This window comes from Mycolicibacterium helvum (assembly GCF_010731895.1).
GTDB lineage: Bacteria > Actinomycetota > Actinomycetes > Mycobacteriales > Mycobacteriaceae > Mycobacterium > Mycobacterium helvum.
Map to the genome: position 1 here is coordinate 4,809,559 of NZ_AP022596.1, position 21,393 is coordinate 4,830,951.

General features: G+C 66.8%; 26 protein-coding genes. 13 read left to right on the forward strand and 13 right to left on the reverse strand.

Annotation, left to right across the window (positions count from 1 at the left end; translation table 11 throughout):
* Positions 1 to 5: 5 nt before the first annotated feature.
* Both G6N38_RS22590 and G6N38_RS22595 read right to left on the reverse strand, forming a co-directional pair.
* Positions 6 to 821: a mycofactocin-coupled SDR family oxidoreductase gene (locus G6N38_RS22590; RefSeq protein WP_163750224.1), complete on the reverse strand. Its 816-nt coding sequence runs from the start codon at positions 819 to 821 to the stop codon at positions 6 to 8.
* Positions 822 to 826: 5 nt separating this feature from the next.
* Complete coding sequence (locus G6N38_RS22595) at positions 827 to 1,141, reverse strand: putative quinol monooxygenase (protein ID WP_163750225.1); 315 nt, start codon at positions 1,139 to 1,141, stop codon at positions 827 to 829.
* Between the two features lie 194 nt (positions 1,142 to 1,335).
* On the opposite strand from G6N38_RS22595, the gene G6N38_RS22600 reads away from it, so the two are divergent.
* Positions 1,336 to 3,909 (forward strand): FtsK/SpoIIIE family DNA translocase, encoded by a 2,574-nt coding sequence (locus G6N38_RS22600; protein ID WP_163750226.1) that lies wholly within the window; start codon positions 1,336 to 1,338, stop codon positions 3,907 to 3,909.
* A gap of 57 nt (positions 3,910 to 3,966) precedes the next feature.
* On the opposite strand, the gene G6N38_RS22605 is transcribed toward G6N38_RS22600, so the two are convergent.
* Complete coding sequence (locus G6N38_RS22605) at positions 3,967 to 4,818, reverse strand: type IV toxin-antitoxin system AbiEi family antitoxin (RefSeq protein ID WP_163750227.1); 852 nt, start codon at positions 4,816 to 4,818, stop codon at positions 3,967 to 3,969.
* A 66-nt stretch (positions 4,819 to 4,884) separates the two neighbouring features.
* The gene (locus G6N38_RS22610; protein WP_246227385.1) at positions 4,885 to 5,385 is read right to left on the reverse strand and encodes an amino-acid N-acetyltransferase; all 501 of its coding nucleotides are present in this window, start codon (positions 5,383 to 5,385) and stop codon (positions 4,885 to 4,887) included.
* A gap of 119 nt (positions 5,386 to 5,504) precedes the next feature.
* Between G6N38_RS22610 and pgsA the strand changes: the two genes are divergently transcribed.
* The 5 genes from pgsA (at position 5,505) to pspM (ending at position 8,759) form a co-directional block, all read left to right on the forward strand.
* Complete coding sequence (gene pgsA, locus G6N38_RS22615) at positions 5,505 to 6,110, forward strand: CDP-diacylglycerol--glycerol-3-phosphate 3-phosphatidyltransferase (RefSeq protein WP_163750228.1); 606 nt, start codon at positions 5,505 to 5,507, stop codon at positions 6,108 to 6,110.
* Positions 6,088 to 6,576: a CinA family protein gene (locus G6N38_RS22620; protein ID WP_163750229.1), complete on the forward strand. Its 489-nt coding sequence runs from the start codon at positions 6,088 to 6,090 to the stop codon at positions 6,574 to 6,576. The genes pgsA and G6N38_RS22620 overlap by 23 nt, the downstream gene beginning before the upstream one ends.
* A 72-nt stretch (positions 6,577 to 6,648) precedes the next feature.
* Complete coding sequence (clgR, locus tag G6N38_RS22625) at positions 6,649 to 6,984, forward strand: transcriptional regulator ClgR (RefSeq protein WP_163750230.1); 336 nt, start codon at positions 6,649 to 6,651, stop codon at positions 6,982 to 6,984.
* A 128-nt stretch (positions 6,985 to 7,112) separates the two neighbouring features.
* Entirely contained in the window at positions 7,113 to 7,913 is an 801-nt protein-coding gene (pspA, locus tag G6N38_RS22630) for a phage shock protein PspA (RefSeq protein ID WP_163750231.1), read from the forward strand.
* Between the two features lie 15 nt (positions 7,914 to 7,928).
* Complete coding sequence (pspM, locus tag G6N38_RS22635; RefSeq protein WP_163750232.1) at positions 7,929 to 8,759, forward strand: phage shock envelope stress response protein PspM; 831 nt, start codon at positions 7,929 to 7,931, stop codon at positions 8,757 to 8,759.
* On the opposite strand, the gene G6N38_RS22640 is transcribed toward pspM, so the two are convergent.
* Together G6N38_RS22640 and G6N38_RS22645 are read right to left on the reverse strand one after the other, a co-directional pair.
* A complete protein-coding gene (locus tag G6N38_RS22640) occupies positions 8,756 to 9,154 on the reverse strand; it encodes a DUF5313 domain-containing protein (protein ID WP_163752277.1) in 399 nt (132 codons plus the stop codon). The genes pspM and G6N38_RS22640 overlap by 4 nt on opposite strands.
* A 3-nt stretch (positions 9,155 to 9,157) precedes the next feature.
* Positions 9,158 to 9,598, reverse strand: coding sequence for a limonene-1,2-epoxide hydrolase family protein (locus G6N38_RS22645; RefSeq protein ID WP_163750233.1), 441 nt, complete (start codon positions 9,596 to 9,598; stop codon positions 9,158 to 9,160).
* 42 nt (positions 9,599 to 9,640) lie between these two features.
* Between G6N38_RS22645 and G6N38_RS22650 the strand changes: the two genes are divergently transcribed.
* From G6N38_RS22650 to recX, 4 genes are all read left to right on the forward strand, one after another.
* The gene (locus G6N38_RS22650) at positions 9,641 to 10,813 is read left to right on the forward strand and encodes a glycosyltransferase (protein WP_163750234.1); all 1,173 of its coding nucleotides are present in this window, start codon (positions 9,641 to 9,643) and stop codon (positions 10,811 to 10,813) included.
* A gap of 9 nt (positions 10,814 to 10,822) precedes the next feature.
* Positions 10,823 to 11,017, forward strand: coding sequence for a DUF3046 domain-containing protein (locus G6N38_RS22655; protein ID WP_163750235.1), 195 nt, complete (start codon positions 10,823 to 10,825; stop codon positions 11,015 to 11,017).
* 147 nt (positions 11,018 to 11,164) lie between these two features.
* On the forward strand, positions 11,165 to 12,217 hold the full coding sequence (recA, locus tag G6N38_RS22660) for a recombinase RecA (RefSeq protein ID WP_163750236.1): 1,053 nt from the start codon (positions 11,165 to 11,167) through the stop codon (positions 12,215 to 12,217).
* On the forward strand, positions 12,186 to 12,704 hold the full coding sequence (recX, locus tag G6N38_RS22665; RefSeq protein ID WP_163752279.1) for a recombination regulator RecX: 519 nt from the start codon (positions 12,186 to 12,188) through the stop codon (positions 12,702 to 12,704). The genes recA and recX overlap by 32 nt, the downstream gene beginning before the upstream one ends.
* 11 nt (positions 12,705 to 12,715) lie before the next feature.
* Here recX and G6N38_RS22670 read toward each other — a convergent pair whose 3' ends face one another.
* Together G6N38_RS22670 and G6N38_RS22675 are read right to left on the reverse strand one after the other, a co-directional pair.
* Positions 12,716 to 12,949, reverse strand: coding sequence for a hypothetical protein (locus G6N38_RS22670; RefSeq protein ID WP_163750237.1), 234 nt, complete (start codon positions 12,947 to 12,949; stop codon positions 12,716 to 12,718).
* Positions 12,950 to 12,999: 50 nt separating this feature from the next.
* Positions 13,000 to 13,434 (reverse strand): DUF4189 domain-containing protein, encoded by a 435-nt coding sequence (locus G6N38_RS22675; RefSeq protein WP_163750238.1) that lies wholly within the window; start codon positions 13,432 to 13,434, stop codon positions 13,000 to 13,002.
* A gap of 76 nt (positions 13,435 to 13,510) precedes the next feature.
* On the opposite strand from G6N38_RS22675, the gene G6N38_RS22680 reads away from it, so the two are divergent.
* Positions 13,511 to 14,341 (forward strand): TIGR03560 family F420-dependent LLM class oxidoreductase, encoded by an 831-nt coding sequence (locus tag G6N38_RS22680; protein ID WP_163750239.1) that lies wholly within the window; start codon positions 13,511 to 13,513, stop codon positions 14,339 to 14,341.
* A 159-nt stretch (positions 14,342 to 14,500) separates the two neighbouring features.
* Here the strand turns inward: G6N38_RS22680 and G6N38_RS22685 are convergent, their stop codons facing one another.
* From G6N38_RS22685 to G6N38_RS22700, 4 genes are read right to left on the reverse strand one after another with little or no spacing between them, the layout of a single operon-like run.
* Positions 14,501 to 15,364 carry an amino acid ABC transporter permease gene (locus tag G6N38_RS22685; protein WP_163750240.1) on the reverse strand — a complete coding sequence of 288 codons (864 nt, stop codon included), beginning with the start codon at positions 15,362 to 15,364 and terminating at the stop codon, positions 14,501 to 14,503.
* Positions 15,361 to 16,041: an amino acid ABC transporter permease gene (locus tag G6N38_RS22690; RefSeq protein ID WP_163750241.1), complete on the reverse strand. Its 681-nt coding sequence runs from the start codon at positions 16,039 to 16,041 to the stop codon at positions 15,361 to 15,363. Before G6N38_RS22690 ends, G6N38_RS22685 begins: the two co-directional genes overlap by 4 nt.
* Before the next feature lie 12 nt (positions 16,042 to 16,053).
* Positions 16,054 to 16,890, reverse strand: a complete 837-nt coding sequence (locus G6N38_RS22695; RefSeq protein WP_163750242.1) for a glutamate ABC transporter substrate-binding protein — start codon at positions 16,888 to 16,890, stop codon at positions 16,054 to 16,056.
* Positions 16,891 to 16,909: 19 nt separating this feature from the next.
* Positions 16,910 to 17,638 carry an amino acid ABC transporter ATP-binding protein gene (locus tag G6N38_RS22700; protein WP_170314234.1) on the reverse strand — a complete coding sequence of 243 codons (729 nt, stop codon included), beginning with the start codon at positions 17,636 to 17,638 and terminating at the stop codon, positions 16,910 to 16,912.
* Positions 17,639 to 17,755: 117 nt separating this feature from the next.
* Here G6N38_RS22700 and miaB point away from each other — a divergent pair, with 117 nt between their 5' ends.
* Positions 17,756 to 19,282, forward strand: a complete 1,527-nt coding sequence (gene miaB / locus G6N38_RS22705) for a tRNA (N6-isopentenyl adenosine(37)-C2)-methylthiotransferase MiaB (protein ID WP_246227387.1) — start codon at positions 17,756 to 17,758, stop codon at positions 19,280 to 19,282.
* The gene (locus G6N38_RS22710; RefSeq protein ID WP_170314177.1) at positions 19,279 to 19,875 is read left to right on the forward strand and encodes an Rv2732c family membrane protein; all 597 of its coding nucleotides are present in this window, start codon (positions 19,279 to 19,281) and stop codon (positions 19,873 to 19,875) included. The genes miaB and G6N38_RS22710 overlap by 4 nt, the downstream gene beginning before the upstream one ends.
* A gap of 22 nt (positions 19,876 to 19,897) precedes the next feature.
* On the opposite strand, the gene G6N38_RS22715 is transcribed toward G6N38_RS22710, so the two are convergent.
* Positions 19,898 to 21,220, reverse strand: coding sequence for a DUF349 domain-containing protein (locus G6N38_RS22715; RefSeq protein ID WP_163750245.1), 1,323 nt, complete (start codon positions 21,218 to 21,220; stop codon positions 19,898 to 19,900).
* Positions 21,221 to 21,393 lie beyond the last annotated feature (173 nt).

The window sequence follows — 21,393 nt, forward strand, 5'->3', positions numbered from 1 at the left end:
GTATGTCAGCGCTTGTTGGTGTACCCGGCGTCGACGGGCAGCGCCACTCCGGTGACATATCGGCCGGCGTCGGACACCAGGTAGTACACCGCGTTGGCGATGTCCTCGGGCTCCAGCGTCTGAACCGGCAGCGCGTTGCTCATGTCCGGGCCGCCCTGCATCTGCTGGGCGAAGCCTTCCAGCCAGGACCGGGTGAACTCGTTGTCGATCATCGGGGTGTTGACCCCGGCCGGATGTACCGAGTTGACCCGAATGCTGAATGCGGCAAGGAAATTCGCGTACGCCCGCATGAGGCCGACCACCCCGTGCTTGGCGACGGTATAGCCCAGCGACCCAGCGACCGGGGCGCCGATGCCCACCAGCCCAGCCACCGAGCTGGTCAGCACGATCGCGCCGCCGTCGCCCTGCTTGATCATCGGCTTCATCGCCACGTCGACGGTGTGATAGACCCCGGTCAGGTTGACGTCGATGACGTCCTGCCAGGCGCCCTCGTCGGCCATCGGGGCGATACCGGCGTTGGCGATCACGATGTCGAGCCGGCCCAGCTCCTCGATGCCCTGATACACGGCGGCCTTGAGCGCCGGCCGGTCGCGGACGTCGGCTTCCCGGGCGACGATCCGGGCGCCGGTGTCCTCGACGAGCTTGACGGTGGCGGCCATGTCCTCGGGGGTGGCCAGCGGGTAAGGCACGCTGGCGATCTGGTCGCACAGGTCGATTGCGATGATGCTGGCGCCCTCGGAGGCCAGTTTCAGCGCGTGCGCGCGGCCCTGGCCGCGCGCGGCGCCGGTGATCAGCGCGACCTTGCCGTCGAGTTCACCCATGGCGATTAGGGGCGAACCTGGCCCTTGGCCGGGTCACCGGCCGGGATGGGCTTCAGCATCTTGATGTCGGGCGCGCCGTCCAGATGCTCGCCGATCGCACCGAACAGCGCGGTCACGCCCGGCGCGGCGCTGTGGGTCTTGAGCGCGTCTTCGTCGGCCCACTGCTCGACGAATACGAACGTCTTATCGCCCTCGTGGACCGCGTACAGGTCACAACCAGGCTCTTCATGGACCGCGGCGACGGCCGTCTTGCAAGCCTCGCGCACGGCATCGACGGATTCGGGCTTGACGGTGAAGCTGGCGACGACGACGACAGGCATGAGCGAGCTCCTCGGAAGTAGGTGACGGCGCTTACGTTAGCCCTGCTTCATATCGCCGCACGATGGGGTCCCGGTGAGCGGGGGAGGGCCCGTAATCGGCCTTTGCCGGCCTTTGTCGCAGTCTGGCAACGACGCGCCGTGTTACAGGTGTTGTGGGTGGTGCAGATGGGGCAATTGCGACTACGCTTGCCCGCATGGCGAACAAGACGGCCGCTCGCTCAAGCGCGCGAACGACCAGGTCAAAGGGTGCGTCGCGGTCGGCCAAACCGGCCCCGCGGCGCAAGCCCGCCAAGAAGCGCAACTCCTCGCCGGTCGCCACCGCCGCAGCAGCCACTGGACGGGCTGCGCGGGCGACCTGGCTGATGTTGGCCAAGGGGGCCGGCTCGACCGCCCGTTCGGTCGGTCGAGCCGGTGACATCGAACCCGGTCATCGTCGCGACGGGCTCGCGCTGGGGCTGTTGGCCGTCGGGGTCGTGATCGCCGCCAGTTCCTGGTTCGACGCCGCCCGCCCGGTGGGCGCCTGGATCGACTCGGTGCTGCGCACCCTGGTCGGCGGTGCGGTGGTTCTGCTGCCCGTCATCATCTGCGCGATCGCCGTCCTGCTGATGCGCACCGAACCCAACCCCGACGCCCGCCCACGTCTGATCCTGGGCTGCGCCATGATCGCCTTGCCGGTGCTGGGCCTGTGGCACCTGTGGTCGGGTGCGCCGCAGGATCCGGCCGCCCGGCAGCGCGCTGCGGGCTTCATCGGCTTCGCTATCGGCGGCCCGCTCTCCGACGGGCTGACTTCGTGGATCGCCGCCCCCCTGCTCATCATCGCCGCACTGTTCGGGGTGCTGCTGCTGACCGGCACCACGATCCGCGAGGTGCCCGAGACGCTCTACGCGATGTTCAGCACCCGCGGCCGCTACGACGAGGACGACGAGTACGACGACGAGTACGACGGCGAGTACGAGGACGAGTACGACGAGCCCGCCGTTGCCGAACAGGCTGAGCCTGAGGACTTCTCCGACGGCTACTACGACGATCCCCGGTCCTACACCGACGAGGCCCCGGCCTGGCCGGCGGCGCAGGGGCCGGTGGGCACGCCGCTGGACAACTATCCGCTCGAGGAAGATGCGCCCACCGCTCCCGAGCCGGCCAAGTCGCGGCGCAAGAAGCCGACACTCAACCAGGACACACCCGACCAGGACGCTGCCAAGCCGGACGCTCCCAAGCAGGACATCGTCAAGCAGGACACCAAGGTTCTCGATCGGGTGGTCGAAGGTCCCTACACCCTGCCGTCGCTGGATCTGCTGGTGGCCGGCGATCCGCCGAAGCGGCGTAGCGCGGCCAATGACCAAATGGTGGAGCGGATTTCGTCGGTTCTGCAACAGTTCAAGGTCGACGCCAGAGTGACCGGCTGTACCAGGGGGCCGACCGTCACCCGCTACGAGGTCGAGCTCGGTCCTGGCGTCAAGGTCGAAAAAATTACTGCGCTGCAACGCAATATCGCCTACGCCGTGGCCACCGAGAGCGTCCGGATCCTGGCGCCGATCCCCGGTAAGTCAGCCGTCGGCATCGAGGTGCCCAACACCGACCGCGAAACGGTCCGTCTCGCAGACGTTCTCACCGCGCCGTCCACCCGCGGCGACCACCGCCCATTGGTGATCGGGCTAGGCAAGGACATCGAGGGCCATTTCGTCTCGGCGAATCTCGCCGATATGCCGCACCTGCTGGTGGCCGGCTCGACCGGCTCGGGCAAGTCCAGCTTCGTCAACTCGATGCTGGTCTCGCTGCTGGCCCGCGCCACCCCCGAAGAAGTGCGGATGATCCTCATCGACCCGAAGATGGTGGAACTCACGCCGTATGAGGGCATTCCACACCTGATCACGCCGATCATCACCCAACCCAAGAAGGCGGCCGCGGCGCTGGCCTGGCTGGTCGAGGAGATGGAGCAGCGCTACCAGGACATGCAGGCATCGCGGGTGCGCCACATCAAGGACTTCAACGCCAAGGTGCGCTCCGGGGAGATCACCGCGCCGCTGGGCAGCCAGCGCGTGTACAAGCCGTACCCGCTCATTCTGGCGGTCGTCGACGAGCTGGCCGACCTGATGATGACCGCGCCGCGTGACGTCGAGGAAGCCATCGTGCGGATCACCCAGAAGGCCCGTGCGGCCGGTATCCACCTGGTGCTGGCCACCCAGCGGCCGTCGGTCGACGTGGTCACCGGTCTGATCAAGACCAACGTGCCCTCGCGGTTGTCGTTCGCGACGTCATCGCTGACCGACAGCCGGGTCATCCTCGACCAGCCGGGCGCCGAGAAGCTGATCGGCATGGGCGATGGCCTGTTCTTGCCGATGGGCGCAGGCAAGCCGGAACGGCTGCAGGGTGCCTACGTCAGCGACGAGGAGATCCAGGCCGTCGTCCAGGCCTGCAAGGACCAGGCCGAGCCGGAGTACACCGAAGGCGTCACCGCCGCCAAGCCGGCCGGGGAACGCACCGACGTCGACCCCGACATCGGCGACGACATGGACGTCTTCCTGCAGGCCGTCGAGCTGGTGGTGTCCAGCCAGTTCGGCTCCACCTCGATGCTGCAGCGCAAGCTGAGGGTCGGCTTCGCCAAGGCCGGCCGGTTGATGGACCTGATGGAGACCCGCAACATCGTCGGGCCCTCGGAGGGATCCAAGGCTCGCGAGGTGCTGGTCAAGCCCGACGAACTGGCCGGGACGCTGATGTTGATCCGCGGCGGCAGCGCCAACGACGACACCGACGACGAGGAGTTCTAGCGTTGGTTGAGCCCCCACGTCGCATATTCCACGCAGGAATGACACGTGAGCGCTCACTCAACTTGCGGCCCGCTGTGATCGGGCGTCCCACGCCCGCTTAACGCGGCTGATGACATCTGGACGACGGTGGTCAGCCAGCACGCGCACCACGATCCAGCCGACCGATCCCAGGTAGTCGTGCCGCTCAACATCGATGGTGTAGGCGGCCCGGCTGGTGCGGTGATGTTCACCGTCGTACTCCACGGCCACCAGGATGTCGGGCCACCCCATGTCCAGGTAGTACCAGCGACCATGAGGCCGGGTGACGGGGATCTGCGTCGTCGGCCGCGGGAAGCCGGCGTCGATGAGATCAAGCCGCAGGTACGTCTCCCGCGGTGACTGCGCACCGGCGTCGACGGCATCCAGCCTGGAAGGCAGGCCGCGGACGCCTCGCAGACGTGGATGAGCGTCGGCAACGGCAAGGACGTCGCTGGCGGAGAAGTGGGTCGCGTTGGCCAGCGCATCCAGGTCTGCGATCCCGCGGCGGATGGAGGGACCGCGGCGCGCCAGATCGAATGCGGTTCGGGCGACTGTTGTGACGGGTAAGCCGCCGCGACAGGTGAGTTCTTCCGCGAGCAGGGTTTCACGGCGTGTGACGACGCCACGCGGACTGCGATTGTTGGCGAAGTTGAGCTCGATCGGGATGTCAGGGTCGACCCATCGGGCACCGTGTAGCGCCGCCGCCGCACGGCCGGTGACTGTCGCCTGCCGCCCCGACCACAGCCAGGCCGCAGTGATGCGGTCCAGCAGCGTCAGGTCCCCGCGCGGAGCGTAGACATCGGGGAAGACGCGCTGATGGGTGTTTGCGAGCTGGTAGCGGTTCACCCGCCCAGCCGCCAATGCTGCACTGCCAACGAACACCCGCGTCATGCCGCTCAACGCTGCCAGTCGACCTGCCGGCCCGCTTTCAGCTATCCACAACGCTCACTCAATGCGCTAGAGGATCAGCAGCATGCGGGTATTGCCCAGAATGTTCGGCTTCACATATGACAGGTCGAGGAATTCCGCGACACCGATGTCATAGGAGCGGCACATCTCCTCGTACACCTCGGAGGTGACGGGCGTTCCCTCGATCTCGGCGAAGCCGTGCCGGGTGAAGAACTCCGTCTCGAACGTCAGCACGAACAGCCGCTCTAGCTGTAGCTCGCGGGCCACCGTGAGCAGCTGGTCGACGATCGCGTGCCCGATGCCGCGGCCCTTGATCTTCGGATTGACCGCGACGGTGCGCACCTCACCCAGATCCGCCCACAAGACGTGGAGCGCCCCGCACCCCACGACCTCGCCGTCGAGCTCGGCCACCCAGAACTCCTGGACCGCCTCGTATAGCGTGACCAGGTTCTTCTCCAGCAGAATCCGGCCGGCATAGGTGTCGACCAGACGCTTGATGTCGGGGACATCCGAGGTGCGGGCGCGGCGGATGACGACATCGTCGCTCACGCGACCCCCTCGCAGGCTCGGTCGCCGCGCGCCATCCGTTGGTTCGCTCCGCAAGCGTCGTTCACGGGTGCAGAGTATCGGGCGTGAGGGCCCGGCCTGCCAACCGATATTCTGATGCCGTGTCGGGACAACCCCAAACTCCTCCAGTGGTCCCGCGCGTGCGGGTGGCCAATGTCGCCAACTTGCTGACGGGGATGCGGCTGGTCCTGGTGCCGATCTTCCTCCTTGCCCTGTTCGCCGATAGTGGCCACGAATCCTCCTACCGGATAACTGCATTCGTGATCTTCACCGTTGCCGTCATCACCGATCACTTCGATGGTTTGCTGGCTCGCACCTACGGCATGGTCACCGAATTCGGCAAGCTCGCCGACCCCATCGCCGACAAGATGCTCATCGGCGCCGCGTTGATCGGGCTGTCGATGCTGGGCGATCTTCCGTGGTGGGTGACGGTGGTGATCCTGATCCGCGAGCTCGGCATCACAGTGCTGCGGCTGGTCGTGCTGCGCCACGGAGTGATTCCGGCCGGCCGCGGGGGCAAGCTCAAGACCCTGGTGCAGGCCGTCGCGATCGGCCTGTTCGTGCTGCCGCTGCACAACTGGCCGTCGCCCTGGCTCACGGTGGCCTGGGTGATCATGTGGGCCGCGATCGTGCTCACGGTGCTCACCGGCGTCGACTACGTGGTGTCGGCGGTCAAGGACTCCCGTGATCGATCCGCTGGTCGATGACGCAGCGCGCGCGCTGGTCGCGCTGCTGACGGCGCGCGGTCAGACCGTCGCGACCGCGGAATCACTGACCGCCGGGCTGCTGGCGGCCACGCTGGCCGGGGTACCCGGTGCCAGCGCTGTGCTGGCCGGCGGCCTGATCACTTACACCGTCGAGACCAAGATCGCGCTGGGCGGTGTGCCGGGTGCGCTGCTCGATGACGTGGGCCCGGTGGCGGCGCCGACGGCGGCAGCGCTGGCGGAAGGGGCGCGAGACCGCTGTGCGGCGACCTGGGGTGTCGGCTTGACCGGGGTGGCAGGCCCGGAACCGCACGGCGGGCATCCGGTCGGCACGGTCTACCTGGGATTGGCCGGTCCGGGGCCGACGGAGGTTGCTGAGCTGCGGCTCGATGGATCACGCTGGGACATCCGGCTGGCCGCGGTGCACCAGGCCATCGGCAGGCTGTCCGGCCTGGTCGAGCGGACTTGAGGTTTCCTGGGAACCAAATCGGTTCGTCGCGGCGTTGCAGTAGTTGTTGCAACTCTTGGAGAGGACAGCTCGATGGCCGTACTGCTGCGTGAGGTGATCGGTGACGTACTTCGCGGCGCCCGTACTTCGCAGGGACGCACCCTTCGCGAGGTGTCCGATACGGCCCGTGTCAGCCTCGGTTACCTGTCCGAGGTGGAGCGCGGTCGCAAAGAAGCCTCCAGCGAATTGCTCAGCGCGATCTGCAGCGCACTCGACGTCCCGCTGTCACGGGTGCTGACCGATGCCGGAGAGAAAATGGCCGACCGAGAGCGCATCGCCCGGTTGACGGCCGTGCCTGCCGCGGACAACGTCATCGATGTCGCCACCAAGGTGGTTATCCCGCACCCTGTCGCGATGGCGGTCGCCTGACCCCTGAACAGGGTCAGGTCCGGGCCACATGTGCACAGGGGTGTGGCCGGGCATCGGGAACCGATAAATTGGGCACTGCGAACTAACTGCGACCTAACTGCGGCACTCGATATGAAGGCGGGCAACTGATGGCGAATCCGTTCACCAAGGCGTGGAAGTACCTGATGGCGCTTTTCAACTCCAAGGTCGACGAATATGCCGACCCGAAGATCCAGATCCAGCAGGCAATCGAAGAGGCCCAGCGGCAGCATCAGGCGCTGACCCAGCAGGCCGCCCAGGTGATCGGAAACCAGCGCCAGCTCGAGATGCGGCTGAACCGCCAGCTCGCCGACATCGAGAAGTTGCAGGTCAATGTCCGGCAGGCGCTCACACTGGCCGATCAGGCCACCGCAACCGGTGACGGCGCCAAGGCCACCGAGTACAACAACGCCGCCGAAGCGTTCGCCGCGCAGTTGGTCACCGCCGAGCAAAGCGTGGAGGACCTCAAGGGCCTGCACGACCAGGCGCTGCAGGCCGCGGGTCAGGCCAAGAAGGCCGTCGAACAGAACGCCATGATGCTCCAGCAGAAGATTGCCGAGCGCACCAAGCTGCTCAGCCAGCTCGAGCAAGCCAAGATGCAGGAGCAGGTCAGCGCGTCGCTGCGGTCGATGAGTGAGCTTGCCGCGCCTGGTAACACTCCGAGCCTCGACGAGGTTCGCGACAAGATCGAGGCCCGCTACGCCAATGCGATCGGTTCAGCCGAGCTGGCCCAGAACTCGGTACAGGGCCGCATGCTCGAGGTCCAGCAGGCCAGCGTCCAGATGGCCGGCCACTCCCGGCTCGAGCAGATCCGCGCGTCGATGCGCGGCGACGCTCTGCCTGCCGGTGGCGCCACCGCACCGGCCAGCCCTGCCAGCACACCCGAGCCCGAGCAGCCGCTCGGACAGTAGGAGGCGAATAGTTCGATGGCGGTGACACCGGACAAACCGGGATTCGTAGCGCGCCAATGGCGTTCGGTCATGCAGCGCGGAATCGACACCGTCAGCGAGTACGCCGACGTGGCGGCCCAAAAGCTCAGTGCTGCTGCCGATCCACGTGCCAGGCTGCTGCGCAAGCGGCGCTGGGCGTTGCGGCTGGCTCTGTTCTTCGGCTTTGCATCGGTGTTCTGGGTGCTGGTCACCGGGCTGCTGGCGACATGGAGCACACCGGTGTGGGCGCTGCTGATCACAGGTGTCATCGCCGCGGGTGCCGCAGTACCCGCGACCCTGCTGTTGTTGCGCTACCGCTGGCTTCGGGCCGAGCCGCTGCCGCCGCAGCGTCAGGCCAGCGGCCGACGGCTGCCGCCGCACGGGTCGGTTGCCCGGCCGTCGATGTCAGCGCTGGGCGCCTCCGAGCGGGGGTTTCATTCCCTACTGGGTGTGATGACGCGCGGGAACATGCTGCCGCCAGAGGAGATTCGCGAGCTGACCGAGGCCGCCGACCGCACCGCGGCGACCATGGCGGCGACTGCCGCCGAAGTGGTCTCGATGGAACGCGCCGCGAACGAGACCCCGCATTCGCGGTCGTATCTGGCGCCGACCATCAACGCGTTCACCGCTCAGCTCAATGCCGGTGTGCGGCAGTACAACGAAATGGTGACCGCCGCAGCGCAACTGGTGTCGGCGGCCAACACCGGCTCGATGTCCAGTTCGCCGATGTCCCAGCAGCGCTACCGCAACGAGCTGGCCGGCGCGACCGATCGCCTGATGGGCTGGGCGCAGGCCTTCGACGAGTTGGGCCAGCTCCGTCGGGCCTAGAGCGTTGAGCGCGGCCCGAACCGCTCCACATAGGACTCGTGCTTGCCGGCGTTGCGCTCACGCTCGAGCTTCTCGATCAGGTCGGGATCGAGCTGATGTACCCGCAGCATGTGCTTGCGCCAGATCTTGTTCAGTGCGTGTGAGAAGTAGATGAACGGGATCAGAATCGGGACCGTCATACTGGCCCGCACCCACATGGCGGTCGGCACCAGCCAGAACGGGGCGAGGATGAGCACCGCGGGCACCAGTACACGGAGCATGACGCGCCGGGTGGCGCCGGGACCGGTGAGGTCGTTGCGGACCCAGTCCAGCATCGAGTCCGGCAACCGTCTACCCAAGTAGTAGCCGACCAGCTGGAACAGGTTGGGTTTCGTACGCTCAGTGCTAATCGTGATCTCCTACAGAGTCGGGCGCAGGGCGGGGACAACGGCGCCCAGAATGCCGCGAATGATAGCTTTGGTGAAGTCGAACATGTCGAAGTAGTCCCGCCACAACGTGATTCGGCCGTTGCGCACCTCGAAGACACCGCACACCCAGAACTGTAGGCGCACCGGACCGATCGCCAGCACATCGGTGCGTTCGGTCAGCACCGCCGGGCCGTTGACGGCGATGCGGTGGATCTTCACCTCGAAGCCGCCTTTGCCTTCCATCCGGCGGAACAACTTCATGGTCCGCGCACGGCCGCGAATGGTGGGGAATCCGACGTTCTCGTAGACCAGGTTGTCGTCCAGTTGGGCGTCGGCGGTGGTCAGGTCCTGGTCTTGGAGTGCAGCCAGAAAGACCTCGACGGTATGAGCGTTGTCGATGTCGGAGCTCACGTTGGTGGTCTGCTCGGTCATGCATGCCAGCCTAGGCTTTGTGCTCTGTGGCAGGGTAGGCCCGTGCGCGTCGCGGTGGTGGCAGGCCCGGATCCCGGCCATGCGTTTCCCGCGATCGCGCTGTGCCTGCGCCTGGCCGCCGCCGGGGACGGCCCCGTCCTGCTGACCGGCACCGAATGGCTGGATACGGCTCGGGCGGCCGGTATCGAGGCCGTCGAACTCGCTGGTCTGGACCCCACCGACGGCGACGACGACACCGACGCCGGTGAGAAGATTCACCGGCGTGCGGCGCGAATGGCGGTGCTCAACGTGCCGATCCTGCGCGGGCTCAAACCCGAACTGATCGTCTCCGACGTCATCACCGTCTGCGGCGGGATGGCTGCTGAACTGCTGGGCATCCCGTGGGTCGAGCTGAACCCACAGCCGTTGTACCTGCCATCGCGGGGCCTGCCGCCGTTGGGCAGTGGGCTGGCGCCAGGCACCGGTATCCGTGGCAGGGGGCGGGATGCGATCCTGCGGGCCCTGACCGCTCGGTCGGTGAAGGAAGGCCAGCGCCAACGCTCGGCGGCGCGGGTCGAGATCGGATTGCCGGCCAATGAGCCGGGACCGGTACGCCGGCTGATCGCCACCCTGCCGGCGCTGGAGGTGCCGCGCCCGGATTGGCCCGCTGAAGCCGTCGTCGTGGGCCCGCTGCACTTCGAGCCGACGGCCGCGGTGTTGCCGATTCCGCCGGGGGATGGTCCGGTGATCGTGGTGGCGCCGTCGACCGCCACGACCGGAGCCGCCGGCGTGGCTGAGCTGGCGCTGAAACACCTGGTGCCTGGCCGCACCCTGCCTGCGGGTTCCCGGGTGGTGGTCTCGCGGCTCGGTGGCCAGGATGTGGAGGTTCCGCCGTGGGCGAGTGTCGGCCTCGGACGGCAGGACGAGCTGCTCGGCCATGCCGACCTGGTGATCTGCGGGGGCGGGCACGGCATGCTGTCCAAGACGCTGCTGGCCGGCGTGCCGCTGGTGGTGATCCCAGGCGGGGGTGACCAATGGGAGTTGGCGAATCGCGTTGTCCGACAAGGCAGTGCGCGTCTGATCCGGCCACTGGCAGCCGAGGCGCTGGTGACCGAAGTGGGTGAGGTGCTGTCGTCGCCGGAGTATCGGGAGGCCGCCCGGCGCGCGGGGGAGAGCATCCGGCAGGTCACCGATCCGGTACGGGTGTGCCATGAAGCGACGGGGACGGCTGGGTAAGTTGGTCACGTGCGGCTGACGGAATTCCGGGAACTGGTCGATGCGCAGTTCGGTCGGGTTCGCGGGGGCTCGCTGCTGGTCGACCACGTGCTGACCCAGCTGGGCGGACGCACCGCCGCGCAGGCCATCGAGGACGGTGTGGAGCCCCGCGACGTGTGGCGGGCGCTGTGCGCGGACTTCGACGTGCCGCGCGACCAGTGGTAGCCGACACGCGCGGCGCGCCTTCCTTGCCATCGAACACATGTTCGCTATCGTGGTCGACGTTCGCCCGTTTTGTCGGAGCCTTGCCCTAGCGTCACGGCCAACCGACCGAGAACCGGTCAACAACGACTACTCAGAAGAGGTATCACCATGGCTCCTCAGGCACCTGATCGCGAGAAGGCCCTCGAACTGGCGCTCGCGCAAATCGAGAAGAACCACGGCAAGGGCTCGGTGATGCGCCTCGGTGACGAGGTACGTCAGCCCATTTCGGTGATTCCGACCGGATCCATCGCCCTGGACGTGGCGTTGGGCATCGGCGGTCTGCCCCGCGGGCGCATCATCGAGATCTACGGTCCGGAGTCCTCGGGTAAGACCACCGTCGCACTGCACGCGGTGGCCAACGCCCAGGCCGCCGGCGGCATCGCGGCGTTCATCGACGCCGAGCACGCACTGGACCCGGATTACGCCAAGAAGCTGGGTGTGGACACCGATGCGCTGCTGGTCAGCCAGCCTGATACCGGTGAGCAGGCACTCGAAATCGCCGACATGCTGATCCGCTCGGGAGCTATCGACATCATCGTCATCGACTCGGTGGCCGCTCTGGTGCCGCGCGCCGAGATCGAGGGCGAGATGGGCGACAGCCACGTCGGCCTGCAGGCCCGGTTGATGAGCCAGGCTTTGCGCAAGATCACCGGCGCGCTGAGCAACTCGGGCACCACCGCGATCTTCATCAACCAGCTGCGCGAGAAGATCGGCGTGATGTTCGGCTCGCCCGAAACGACAACGGGCGGTAAGGCTTTGAAGTTCTACGCCTCGGTGCGCCTGGATGTGCGGCGGATCGAGACGCTCAAGGACGGCACCGACGCGGTAGGCAACCGCACCCGCTGCAAGGTGGTCAAGAACAAGGTGTCGCCGCCGTTCAAGCAGGCCGAATTCGACATCCTCTACGGCAAGGGCATCAGCCGCGAGGGCTCGCTCATCGATATGGGCGTCGACCAGGGCTTCATCCGCAAGTCCGGATCGTGGTTCACCTATGAGGGTGAGCAGCTCGGGCAGGGCAAGGAGAACGCCCGCAACTTCTTGATCGGGAACCCCGATGTGGCCAACGAGATCGAGAAGAAGATCAAGGAAAAGCTCGGGATCGGTGCGGTGATAACCGATGAACTCGTCGATGACGTCCTGCCCGCCCCAGTCGACTTCTGAGACCCGCGAAGAGCAGGCGCACGCACTGTGCCTGCGCCTGCTCACCGCGCGGCCGCGGACGCGATCTGAACTGGCCGGGCAACTGGCCAAGCGCGGGTACCCCGACGAGATCGCCGCGACGATACTGAATCGACTGGCTGCCGTCGGCCTGATCGACGACGCCGATTTTGCCGAGCAGTGGGTCCGATCGCGACGGGCCCGGGCAGGAAAAGGCAAGCGCGCCTTGGCTGCTGAGCTCCGGACCAAGGGTGTCGACGACGACGTGATCGCCGCGGCCCTCGACGGTATCGACGCCGGTGCCGAGCGGCTACGCGCCGAGCAGTTGGTCGAGCAGAAGCTGCGCCGCGAGGCGCTGACCGACACCGACGACACCAAGGTGATGCGCAGGCTGGTCGGCATGCTGGCGCGCCGCGGCTACAACCAGAGCATGGCCGTCGCGGTGGTCAACGAGGGGTTGGCGGCCGAACGGGACCGCCGGCGGGTTTAGTCGAGTCCAAGTCACCAGCTCCACACGATGCCGCGGCGCCGGTCCCGGCCGGTCGGGGTGATCTCGCCGACGTGGGGGGCGCGGGTCTGAGGCACCGCCTTGATCGACACGCTGCCACTGGTCTCACACCTGACATGGCTGCCGGCGTCTTGACAGGTCTGCCGGGCATCGGCCGCGGGCGCTGAAACCAGCGATACCGCGACCATTGCCGCCGTCAGAAGCGAAGTCTTTCCTCGTAGAGTCATCGTGCGCGTTCCTTTCGCCGAGTATGTGGTTGGGATCCGCACCAATCGCGTCACGGGCAAGCCGATACGAGGATTCGGGCGCCCGGATCCAACGGTGCACTGGCGTCTTGCGAGTGTCGGAACGCATCATCACGCGCCGCCTCGACCGTCGGCCCGGCGCCGCCGGACACGATTCCGCTGTCGTCGTCGGCGCCGACGGAGACCACACACAGGTTGTCGTTGGTGACTTCGTCGCGGCTGCACTCCTGGGCCCCGGTCTGCTGGCACGCGGCGATCACGGCCGCCGATGCCGCCTCGTTGGTCGGGCCGGTGGCGGAGAAGCCGGTGAGTGCTCCGTTGAGCACACCCGAGCCGACCGCCTGAGAAATGTTGTCACTGCCCTCGACCGCGCCGTCTGGTCCGCCGGCCCATGCCGGACCTATGGAGAGCGTTGCCGCGACGGCGCACAGGGCCAATATCGTAGAAGCTATGCGGGTGAGGTTCATTCGCGTCCTGTCTTAATGCTGGTCGGCGAGGCGAACCGCTACTGTAACCGCGATATTGCCAACGTAGGCTGCCCTCATGCGGATTTCGGCCAAGCTCGCGCCCACGTTCGACTATCCCGAGCTCGAGCAGTTCTGGCGCAGCGCCGACGATCTCGGCTTCGAAGCGATCTGGAACTACGACCACTTCTACGGTCTGGTCGAGAACACCAAACCGACTCACGAGGGGTGGACGACGCTGGCTGCGATGGCTGTAGTGATCCGGCAGGCCCGGATCGGCTGCATGGTCACCGGGGTGACCTATCGCAATCCGGCGATCCTGGCGAAGATGGCGGTGACGGTCGACCACATCAGTGGCGGGCGGCTCGACTTCGGTATCGGTGCCGGCTGGCACGAGGCTGAGCACCGCGGCTACGGTCTCGAATTCCCCAGCGCCGGAACACGAGTCGCAATGCTCGACGAAGCGCTCACCGTCATCCGCCGGCTGTGGAGCGAAGAGTCGGTGACCTTTGAGGGCCGGTTTTATACGTTGCGCGAAGCGCTTTGTGAACCCAAGCCGGTGCAGCGTCCGCACCCGCCGATCGTCGTCGGCGGATCGCAACCCAAGATGCTGCGTGTCATCGCGCGGCACGCCGACGAGTGGAACATGCCCAGTCACGAAGGCCCGCAGCAGTGGGGAGAGGCCAACGCTCGGCTCAACGAGGCCTGCGCGGAGGTCGGCCGCGACCCGGCTGCAGTCCGCCGCTCGGTCCAGCTTTTCCTGCATCCGCGCGAGCCGGAGCAGGTCGCTACCCAGCTCGATCTGTTGCCCCGCTTCGCGGATCTGGGTTGCGAGCACGCGGTGCTGTCGTTCTACCAGCCGCCCTCGGTCGAGCTGCTGGAGCGGTGCGCGGCGTTGGGGGACAGCTAGTCGCCGGACCCCAGAGCGGCCAGGGGGTAGACGTTCTTGCACTGTGCTGCGAGGCGGACATATTCGGCAGTTACCGGAACCCGTACTCCGGGACGACATCGTCCGCCGTCGCTACGGCAGATCCAGACCTCAGGGAAAGCGGCGAAGACTCCGCAGTAGCTAGTCGCCCGGCTCCAATGTCGCCTGCGCGTGCATGGGGGCGGGCGCGCGCTTGGAGCGGCGCAACCGCTTCTCCAGCTTTGTGGCCGCCACCGACAGCGTGAAGTTCACGCTGATCATCAACACGGCGATGACGATCAGCGCGGGAACGTAATTGCCGTAGGACGATCCGACGACCGTGCCCTGGCGAACCATCTCGACGAACGTGATCTGATAGCCGATCGCGGTGTCCTTCAGCACGACCACCAGTTGCGACACCAGCACCGGCAGCATCGAGGTAATGGCCTGCGGCAACAGGATTGACCGCATCGTCTGGCCCCAGCGCAGCCCCAGGGCGGCCGCCGCCTCGCCTTGGCCCCGGGGCAGTGAATTCACGCCGGCGCGGACGATCTCGGCGATCACCGCCCCGTTGTACAGCGTCAGGCCCGTCACCACACCGGCCAGCGCCAGGTATTTGGACGGGAAGGTGCCGTAGAGCGCGAACAGGAAGTACGCAAAGATCATCATGATCAGCACGGGCACGGCGCGGAAGAACTCGACGAACACCGCAGACGGCCAGCGGATGAATTTGACCTGCGAGAGCCGTCCCACCCCCAGCAGGAACCCCAGGACCCCGGCCAGCACGATCGAGAGGGCCGCGGCGGTCAGCGTTCCCTCGATACCCGGCAACACGTAGGTCTTCCACAGGTTGGCGGTCAAGAACGGCTGCCACTTGGCTTCGGTCAATTGACCCTTGCTGGTCAGCTTGGCGAGCACCGCCCAGACGACCAGTGCGGCAACGACAATCGTGACACCGGTGATGATGCGGTTGCGGACCCGGGCCCGGGGCCCGGGCGCATCGAATAGGACCGACGCAGTACTCATCTCGCCACCGCCAGCCGGTTACCGAGCCAGCCGAAGAACAGGCCCAGTGGCAGAGTCAGTATCACGAAGCCCAGCGCGAAGATGGTGCCCACCGTCACCAGCGCCGCGGTGTTCTCCGTCATCTCCTTCATCAGCAATGCCGCCTCGGCTACCCCGATCGCCGAAGCGATCGTCGTGTTCTTGGTCAACGCGATCAGCACCGAGCCAAGCGGGATGATCACCGACCGAAAAGCTTGTGGCAACAGGATCATTCGCAGGTTCTGGCTGAAGGTGAAGCCCAGCGAGCGGGCCGCCTCGGCCTGGCCCAGCGGCACGGTGTTCACCCCGGAGCGCACTGTCTCGCAGACGAAGGACGCGGTGTAGACCGTCAACCCGAGTACCGCGAGCCGAAAGTTGCTGTCTTCGATGGACGTTGCTGATTTCGGATCCACCAGCGTGACGCCCAGCGTTTGCGCCAACCCGAACGAGCAGAACAGGATGATCAGCGTCAGTGGGGTATTGCGCACCACGTTGACATACGCGGTACCCAGCCAGTTGAGCATCGGCACCGGCGCCAGCCGCATCGCGGCCAACGCCGTGCCGAGGATCAGCGCTCCGACCGCGGAGAACACCGTGAGCTGAATCGTCGTCCAGAACGCCTCGAAGATCTGGCCGCGAAACTCGCTGAAGACCTCCACGTCGGGATGGCCTCAGCAGCCGTCGAGGGCTGGCGGAGCCGGTGCGGGGATGCCGGCGGGACCGAGGTTCTTGTCGAACGCGGCCTTCCAGGCGCCGTCGGACTCCATCTTCTTCAGTGCATCGGTGATCTTGGTGCACATCGCGGTGTCACCCTTGGTCAGCCCGATTCCGTAGCGCTCCTCGGAGAACGGCTGGCCCACGATCTTGAACTTTCCCGGGGACTGGGCGGCGTACCCGGCCAGGATCACCTCATCGGTGGTCACCGCGTCGATCGCGCCGTTCTTCAGCGCCTCGACGCAGGCCGAGTAGGTGTCGTACTGCTGTAACTGAACGCCGGGGTACTTGTCTTTGATCCGCTGCGCCGGGGTCGACCCGCTCACCGAGCACAGCTTCTTGCCGTTCTGCAGCGAATCGGCGCCGGTGATGTCGGTGTTGTCGGCGCGCACCAGCAGGCTCTGGCCGGTCACCAGGTACGGCCCGGCGAAGCTGACCTTCTGCTTGCGGGCATCGGTGATCGAGTAGGTCGCGACGATGTACTTGACCTGTCCGTTCTGGATCAGGTTCTCGCGCTGCCCTGAGGGTGCTTCCTTCCACTCGATCTTGTCCTCGGGGTAGCCGAGCTCCTTGGCGACATACTTGGCCACGTCGACGTCGAAACCGCTCATCGTGCCGTCGGGGTTCTTCAACGCCAGACCGGGCTGATCGAACTTCGTGCCGATCACCAGCGTGTCGCTGCTACTGCCACCACCGCACCCGGTCGCGGCGAACGGCAATGCGACAGCGATGACAGCGGCGCCGAGGACCCGCCAAGAATTACGAGACCGGGACGGCCAAGGAAAAACAGGCACGGTGGGTGTTCCTTTCGCCCTAGTGATTGAGGATCTTGCCGAGAAAATCTTTGGCGCGCTCCGAGCGCGGATTGTCGAAGAACTCAGCGGGCGGGGCGTCTTCGATGATTGCGCCGTCGGCCATGAACACCACCCGATTGGCGGCCTTACGAGCAAAGCCCATCTCGTGGGTGACCACCACCATCGTCATGCCATCGGTCGCCAGCGAGGTCATGACCGCCAGCACCTCGTTGATCATCTCCGGGTCCAGCGCGCTGGTCGGCTCGTCGAACAACATCACCTTCGGATTCATCGCCAGCGATCGTGCGATGGCGACCCGCTGCTGCTGACCGCCGGACAGCTGGGCCGGGTACTTGTCGGCCTGGTTGGCCACTCCGACCCGCTCCAGCAATGCCAACGCGTTCTCGCGGGCCTTGTCCTTGGCGACCTTGCGCACCTTCACCGGTCCCAGCGCAACGTTCTCCAGGATCGTTTTGTGCGCAAAAAGGTTGAACGACTGGAAGACCATGCCCACGTCGGCGCGCAGCTGCGCGAGTTTGCGCCCCTCGGAAGGCAATTGCTCACCGTCGATGGTGATAGTGCCGGAGTCGACCGTCTCCAGGCGATTGATGGTGCGGCACAACGTCGATTTACCCGAACCCGACGGGCCCAACACCACGACGACCTGGCCGCGGTCTACCTCGAGGTTGATGTCCTTGAGCACGTGTAGCTCGCCGAAGTGCTTATTGACGCCCTTGACCGAGATCATCGGCTCGTCGCCGCTGCGTCCCATGCGTTCAGACCATACCCAGGTAACCCCCAGATTGCCGAGCGTTGGCCGATCCGCGATTTCTCCGGTACACCAACCGCTCCGTACGATGAGCATGTGACATCGGTGCTGACCAACGACCACCCGGCGGGCGAACTGCCCAGTTCGGGGGCTGGGCGCACCTACCAGGTGCGCACCTACGGCTGCCAGATGAACGTCCATGACTCCGAGCGGCTGGCCGGACTACTCGAGGCCGCCGGATATCACCGGGCGCCCGAGGGCACCGACGCCGACGTGGTGGTGTTCAACACGTGCGCGGTGCGCGAAAACGCTGACAACAAGCTGTACGGCAACATCAGCCACCTGGCGCCGCGCAAGCAGGCCGACCCCAACATGCAGATTGCCGTCGGCGGCTGCCTGGCCCAGAAGGACCGTGACGGCCTGCTGAAGAAGGCGCCGTGGGTCGACGTCGTCTTCGGTACCCACAACATCGGCTCACTGCCGACACTGCTCGAGCGGGCGCGCCACAACCAGCAGGCTCAGGTCGAGATCGAAGAGTCGCTGCGGGAATTCCCTTCCACGCTGCCCGCCGCCCGCGAATCTGCCTACGCGGCATGGGTTTCCATCTCAGTGGGCTGCAATAACACCTGCACGTTCTGCATCGTGCCGGCGCTGCGCGGCAAAGAGGTGGACCGCCGTCCCGGGGACATCCTCGCCGAGGTGCAATCGCTGGTGGACCAGGGCGTGCTGGAAATCACCCTGCTGGGCCAGAACGTCAACGCCTACGGTGTCTCGTTTGCCGACTCGGACACCCCGCGTGACCGCGGCGCGTTTGCCGCATTGCTGCGCGACTGCGGCCGCATCGAGGGACTGGAGCGGGTCCGGTTCACCTCACCGCATCCGGCCGAATTCACCGATGACGTCATCGAGGCCATGGCCCAGACCCCGAATGTCTGCCCGGCCCTGCACATGCCGCTGCAATCCGGATCCGACCGCATGCTGCGGGCGATGCGGCGCTCCTATCGTGCCGAGAAATACCTCGGCATCATCGACCGGGTCCGCGCGGCCATGCCGCACGCGGCGATCACCACCGACATCATCGTCGGCTTCCCCGGCGAGACCGAGGACGACTTCGCCGCCACCCTCGACGTGGTGCGCCAAGCCCGCTTCTCGACCGCCTTCACCTTCCAATACTCGAAGCGGCCCGGCACCCCGGCCGCCGAACTCGACGGCCAGCTGCCCAAAGCTGTTGTGCAAGAACGCTATCAACGCCTGATCGAACTGCAGGAGCAGATCTCCTTCGAGGAGAATACCGCCCAGATCGGCACCCACGTCGAGCTGTTGGTGGCCACCGGCGAGGGTCGCAAGGACGCCAGCACCGCCCGGATGAGCGGACGCGCCCGCGACGGCCGCCTGGTGCACTTCACGCCGGGCGAAGCCGAGTTGCGGCCCGGTGACATCGTCACCACGACGGTGACCGGCGCGGCACCGCACCACCTGATCGCCGATGCGCCGCTGCTCAGCCACCGGCGCACCCGGGCTGGTGACGCCCACGCCGCGGGCACCCGGCCCCGCACGGTCGGGTTGGGGTTGCCCCCGGTGGGCCGGCCGCGCATCGAAGAGACGACGGGATGTTCGCGATGAGAAGCCCAGCAGACGATCGCTCACAAGACGACGGAAGTGAGGCCTACCGGTCCGAGATCGAGGCGGCCGAACGCAAGGTCGCCGGCGAGATTCAGCCGGGCGCCCGTGCCATGGTGGTGGCCATCCTGGTGTTCATCCTGCTGGTGTCGCTGATCCTGCCGCACACCGGTGGCGCACGCGGCGTCGATGTGCTGATGGGGGATAGCAAGGCAATCAGCGTAGGGATCGCCCTGCCCTCCAGGCTCTTCAGCTGGTTCGCGCTGGTGTTCGGCGTCGGGTTCTCGATGCTGGCGCTGACGACCCGGCGCTGGGTGCTGGCCTGGATCGCCCTGGCCGGTTCCTCGCTGGCCAGTGCGCTCGGGCTGCTGGCCGTCTGGTCGCGCCAGACCGCCGCACACGGAAATCCCGGCCCGGGCATCGGGCTGCTGCTGGGCTGGTTTGCGGTGATGCTGCTGACGTTTCACTGGGCGCGCGTCGTATGGACCCGTACCGCTGTGCAGCTGGCCGCAGAGGAGCAGCGCCGGATCGCGTCCGCCAAGAGCCAGTCTCGAACCCTGCTCGAGGATGTGGACCGCCGCGAGGAGAATTCTTGACTCGCCCGCGCCGGACTTCTCGCTAGCGCTTACCCAGCGACTCGACCGCCGCATCCGCCCATTGCCGCCACTGCTCGGCGTTGGCCCTGGCCGCTGCGGCGTCCTTGGTGCGGCCCGCTGCTTCGGCCTTCTCCGCTTGGCGTTCGTACTGTTCGACGCGCGCCTGAAACTGCTCAGCGCGGGCCCGGGCCTGCGGATCGATCCGGCCGGAGTCGGCTGCGTCACGCACCTTCTTCTCCACCGCACGCAACCGCCGCTCGAGGTCGGCGGACCGCTCCCGCGGCACCTTGCCGATCGCATCCCACTTGTCGGTGATCGTCCGCAACGCTGAGCGAGCCGCATCCACGTTGGACGTGTCGAGTTTCTCGGCCTCAGCCAGCAAGGCCTCCTTGGCGGTGGCATTGGCCGCAAACTCGCTGTCTCGCTCGGCGTTCACCGCGTTGCGTGCGGCGAAGAACGTGTCCTGCGCGGACTTGAACCGATGCCATAGCGAGTCGTCGACGTCCTTGGCCGCCCGGCCGGCTGCCTTCCACTCGGTCAACAGATCCCGAAACGCCGTCGCCGTCGCCGACCAGTCCGTGGACCCGGAGAGCTCCTCAGCACGCATGCAAAGTGCTTCCTTGGCCTGCCTGGCGCCGGCGCGTTCGCGGTCCAGATCGGCGAAGTGTGAGCCGCGCCGGCGGTTGAACGTCTCGCGAGCCGCCGAATAGCGCTTCCACAATGCATCGTCGGTCTTGCGGTCCAGGCCGGTGACAGTGCGCCACTCGTCGAGGATTACCCGAAGCCGATCGCCGGCGGCCTTCCACTGCGTCGAGCTGTTGGCCAGCTCCTCGGCCTCGGCGGCCAGCGCCTCTTTGCGGGCGGTCTGCTCAGCGCGGTGTTCCTCGCGGCGCGCCCGGTCGGCGGCCGCGGTTTCCTCGGCGTGGTCGCGAATCGCACCGAGCCGCTCGGCCAGCGCATCGAGGTCACCGAGAGCGCTTGCGGTCGGCAGGGTTTCGGCCAGCGCGGCCGCGGCCGCCTTGATCTTGCGGGCGTCGCCGGTGCCCGAGGCCAGGCGGGTCTCCATCAGCGTGACCTCGGTCGCCAGATCCTCGAAGCGCCTGCCGAAGTGGGCGAAGGCGGCCTCGGTGTCGCCGGCCTGCCACGAACCGATGGAGCGTTCGCCGGACGACGTGATCAGCCACACCGTTCCGTCGTCGTCGATGCGGCCGAACCGGTGGGGGTCGCTGGACGGCGGCACCGCCAGCGGGGCAGTGGGGGGGTGGGGTTTGGGTACCGGCCGGGGCGGTCCCGGTCGGGGTCCCGGCCTCGGGGATCCGCCGGCATTGGGTTCGTCGATGGTCATGGGCTCGCCTCACCTACCCTCCGCGCGGTCACCCGCGCATCTGCCGCGCGACGCGGCGCCACTGGTGCATGGTCGACGACCCGAGCGCTTGCGGTGGGCCGTCCTCGTTGGTATTGAACCAGGTCGATGTCACATGTGCGTCCGGGTTGGCCGGTCTGAGGTTGCGGGCGGCG

Coding starts and splice junctions, on each gene's coding strand:
- G6N38_RS22590 (WP_163750224.1), bottom strand. CDS start 821: ATGGGTGAACTCGACGGCAAGGTCGCGCTGATCACCGGCGCCGCGCGC.
- G6N38_RS22595 (WP_163750225.1), bottom strand. CDS start 1,141: ATGCCTGTCGTCGTCGTCGCCAGCTTCACCGTCAAGCCCGAATCCGTC.
- G6N38_RS22600 (WP_163750226.1), top strand. CDS start 1,336: ATGGCGAACAAGACGGCCGCTCGCTCAAGCGCGCGAACGACCAGGTCA.
- G6N38_RS22605 (WP_163750227.1), bottom strand. CDS start 4,818: ATGACGCGGGTGTTCGTTGGCAGTGCAGCATTGGCGGCTGGGCGGGTG.
- clgR (WP_163750230.1), top strand. CDS start 6,649: ATGGCCGTACTGCTGCGTGAGGTGATCGGTGACGTACTTCGCGGCGCC.
- pspA (WP_163750231.1), top strand. CDS start 7,113: ATGGCGAATCCGTTCACCAAGGCGTGGAAGTACCTGATGGCGCTTTTC.
- pspM (WP_163750232.1), top strand. CDS start 7,929: ATGGCGGTGACACCGGACAAACCGGGATTCGTAGCGCGCCAATGGCGT.
- G6N38_RS22645 (WP_163750233.1), bottom strand. CDS start 9,598: ATGACCGAGCAGACCACCAACGTGAGCTCCGACATCGACAACGCTCAT.
- recA (WP_163750236.1), top strand. CDS start 11,165: ATGGCTCCTCAGGCACCTGATCGCGAGAAGGCCCTCGAACTGGCGCTC.
- recX (WP_163752279.1), top strand. CDS start 12,186: ATGACGTCCTGCCCGCCCCAGTCGACTTCTGAGACCCGCGAAGAGCAG.
- G6N38_RS22670 (WP_163750237.1), bottom strand. CDS start 12,949: ATGACTCTACGAGGAAAGACTTCGCTTCTGACGGCGGCAATGGTCGCG.
- G6N38_RS22675 (WP_163750238.1), bottom strand. CDS start 13,434: ATGAACCTCACCCGCATAGCTTCTACGATATTGGCCCTGTGCGCCGTC.
- G6N38_RS22680 (WP_163750239.1), top strand. CDS start 13,511: ATGCGGATTTCGGCCAAGCTCGCGCCCACGTTCGACTATCCCGAGCTC.
- G6N38_RS22685 (WP_163750240.1), bottom strand. CDS start 15,364: ATGAGTACTGCGTCGGTCCTATTCGATGCGCCCGGGCCCCGGGCCCGG.
- G6N38_RS22700 (WP_170314234.1), bottom strand. CDS start 17,638: ATGATCTCGGTCAAGGGCGTCAATAAGCACTTCGGCGAGCTACACGTG.
- G6N38_RS22710 (WP_170314177.1), top strand. CDS start 19,279: ATGAGAAGCCCAGCAGACGATCGCTCACAAGACGACGGAAGTGAGGCC.
- G6N38_RS22715 (WP_163750245.1), bottom strand. CDS start 21,220: ATGACCATCGACGAACCCAATGCCGGCGGATCCCCGAGGCCGGGACCC.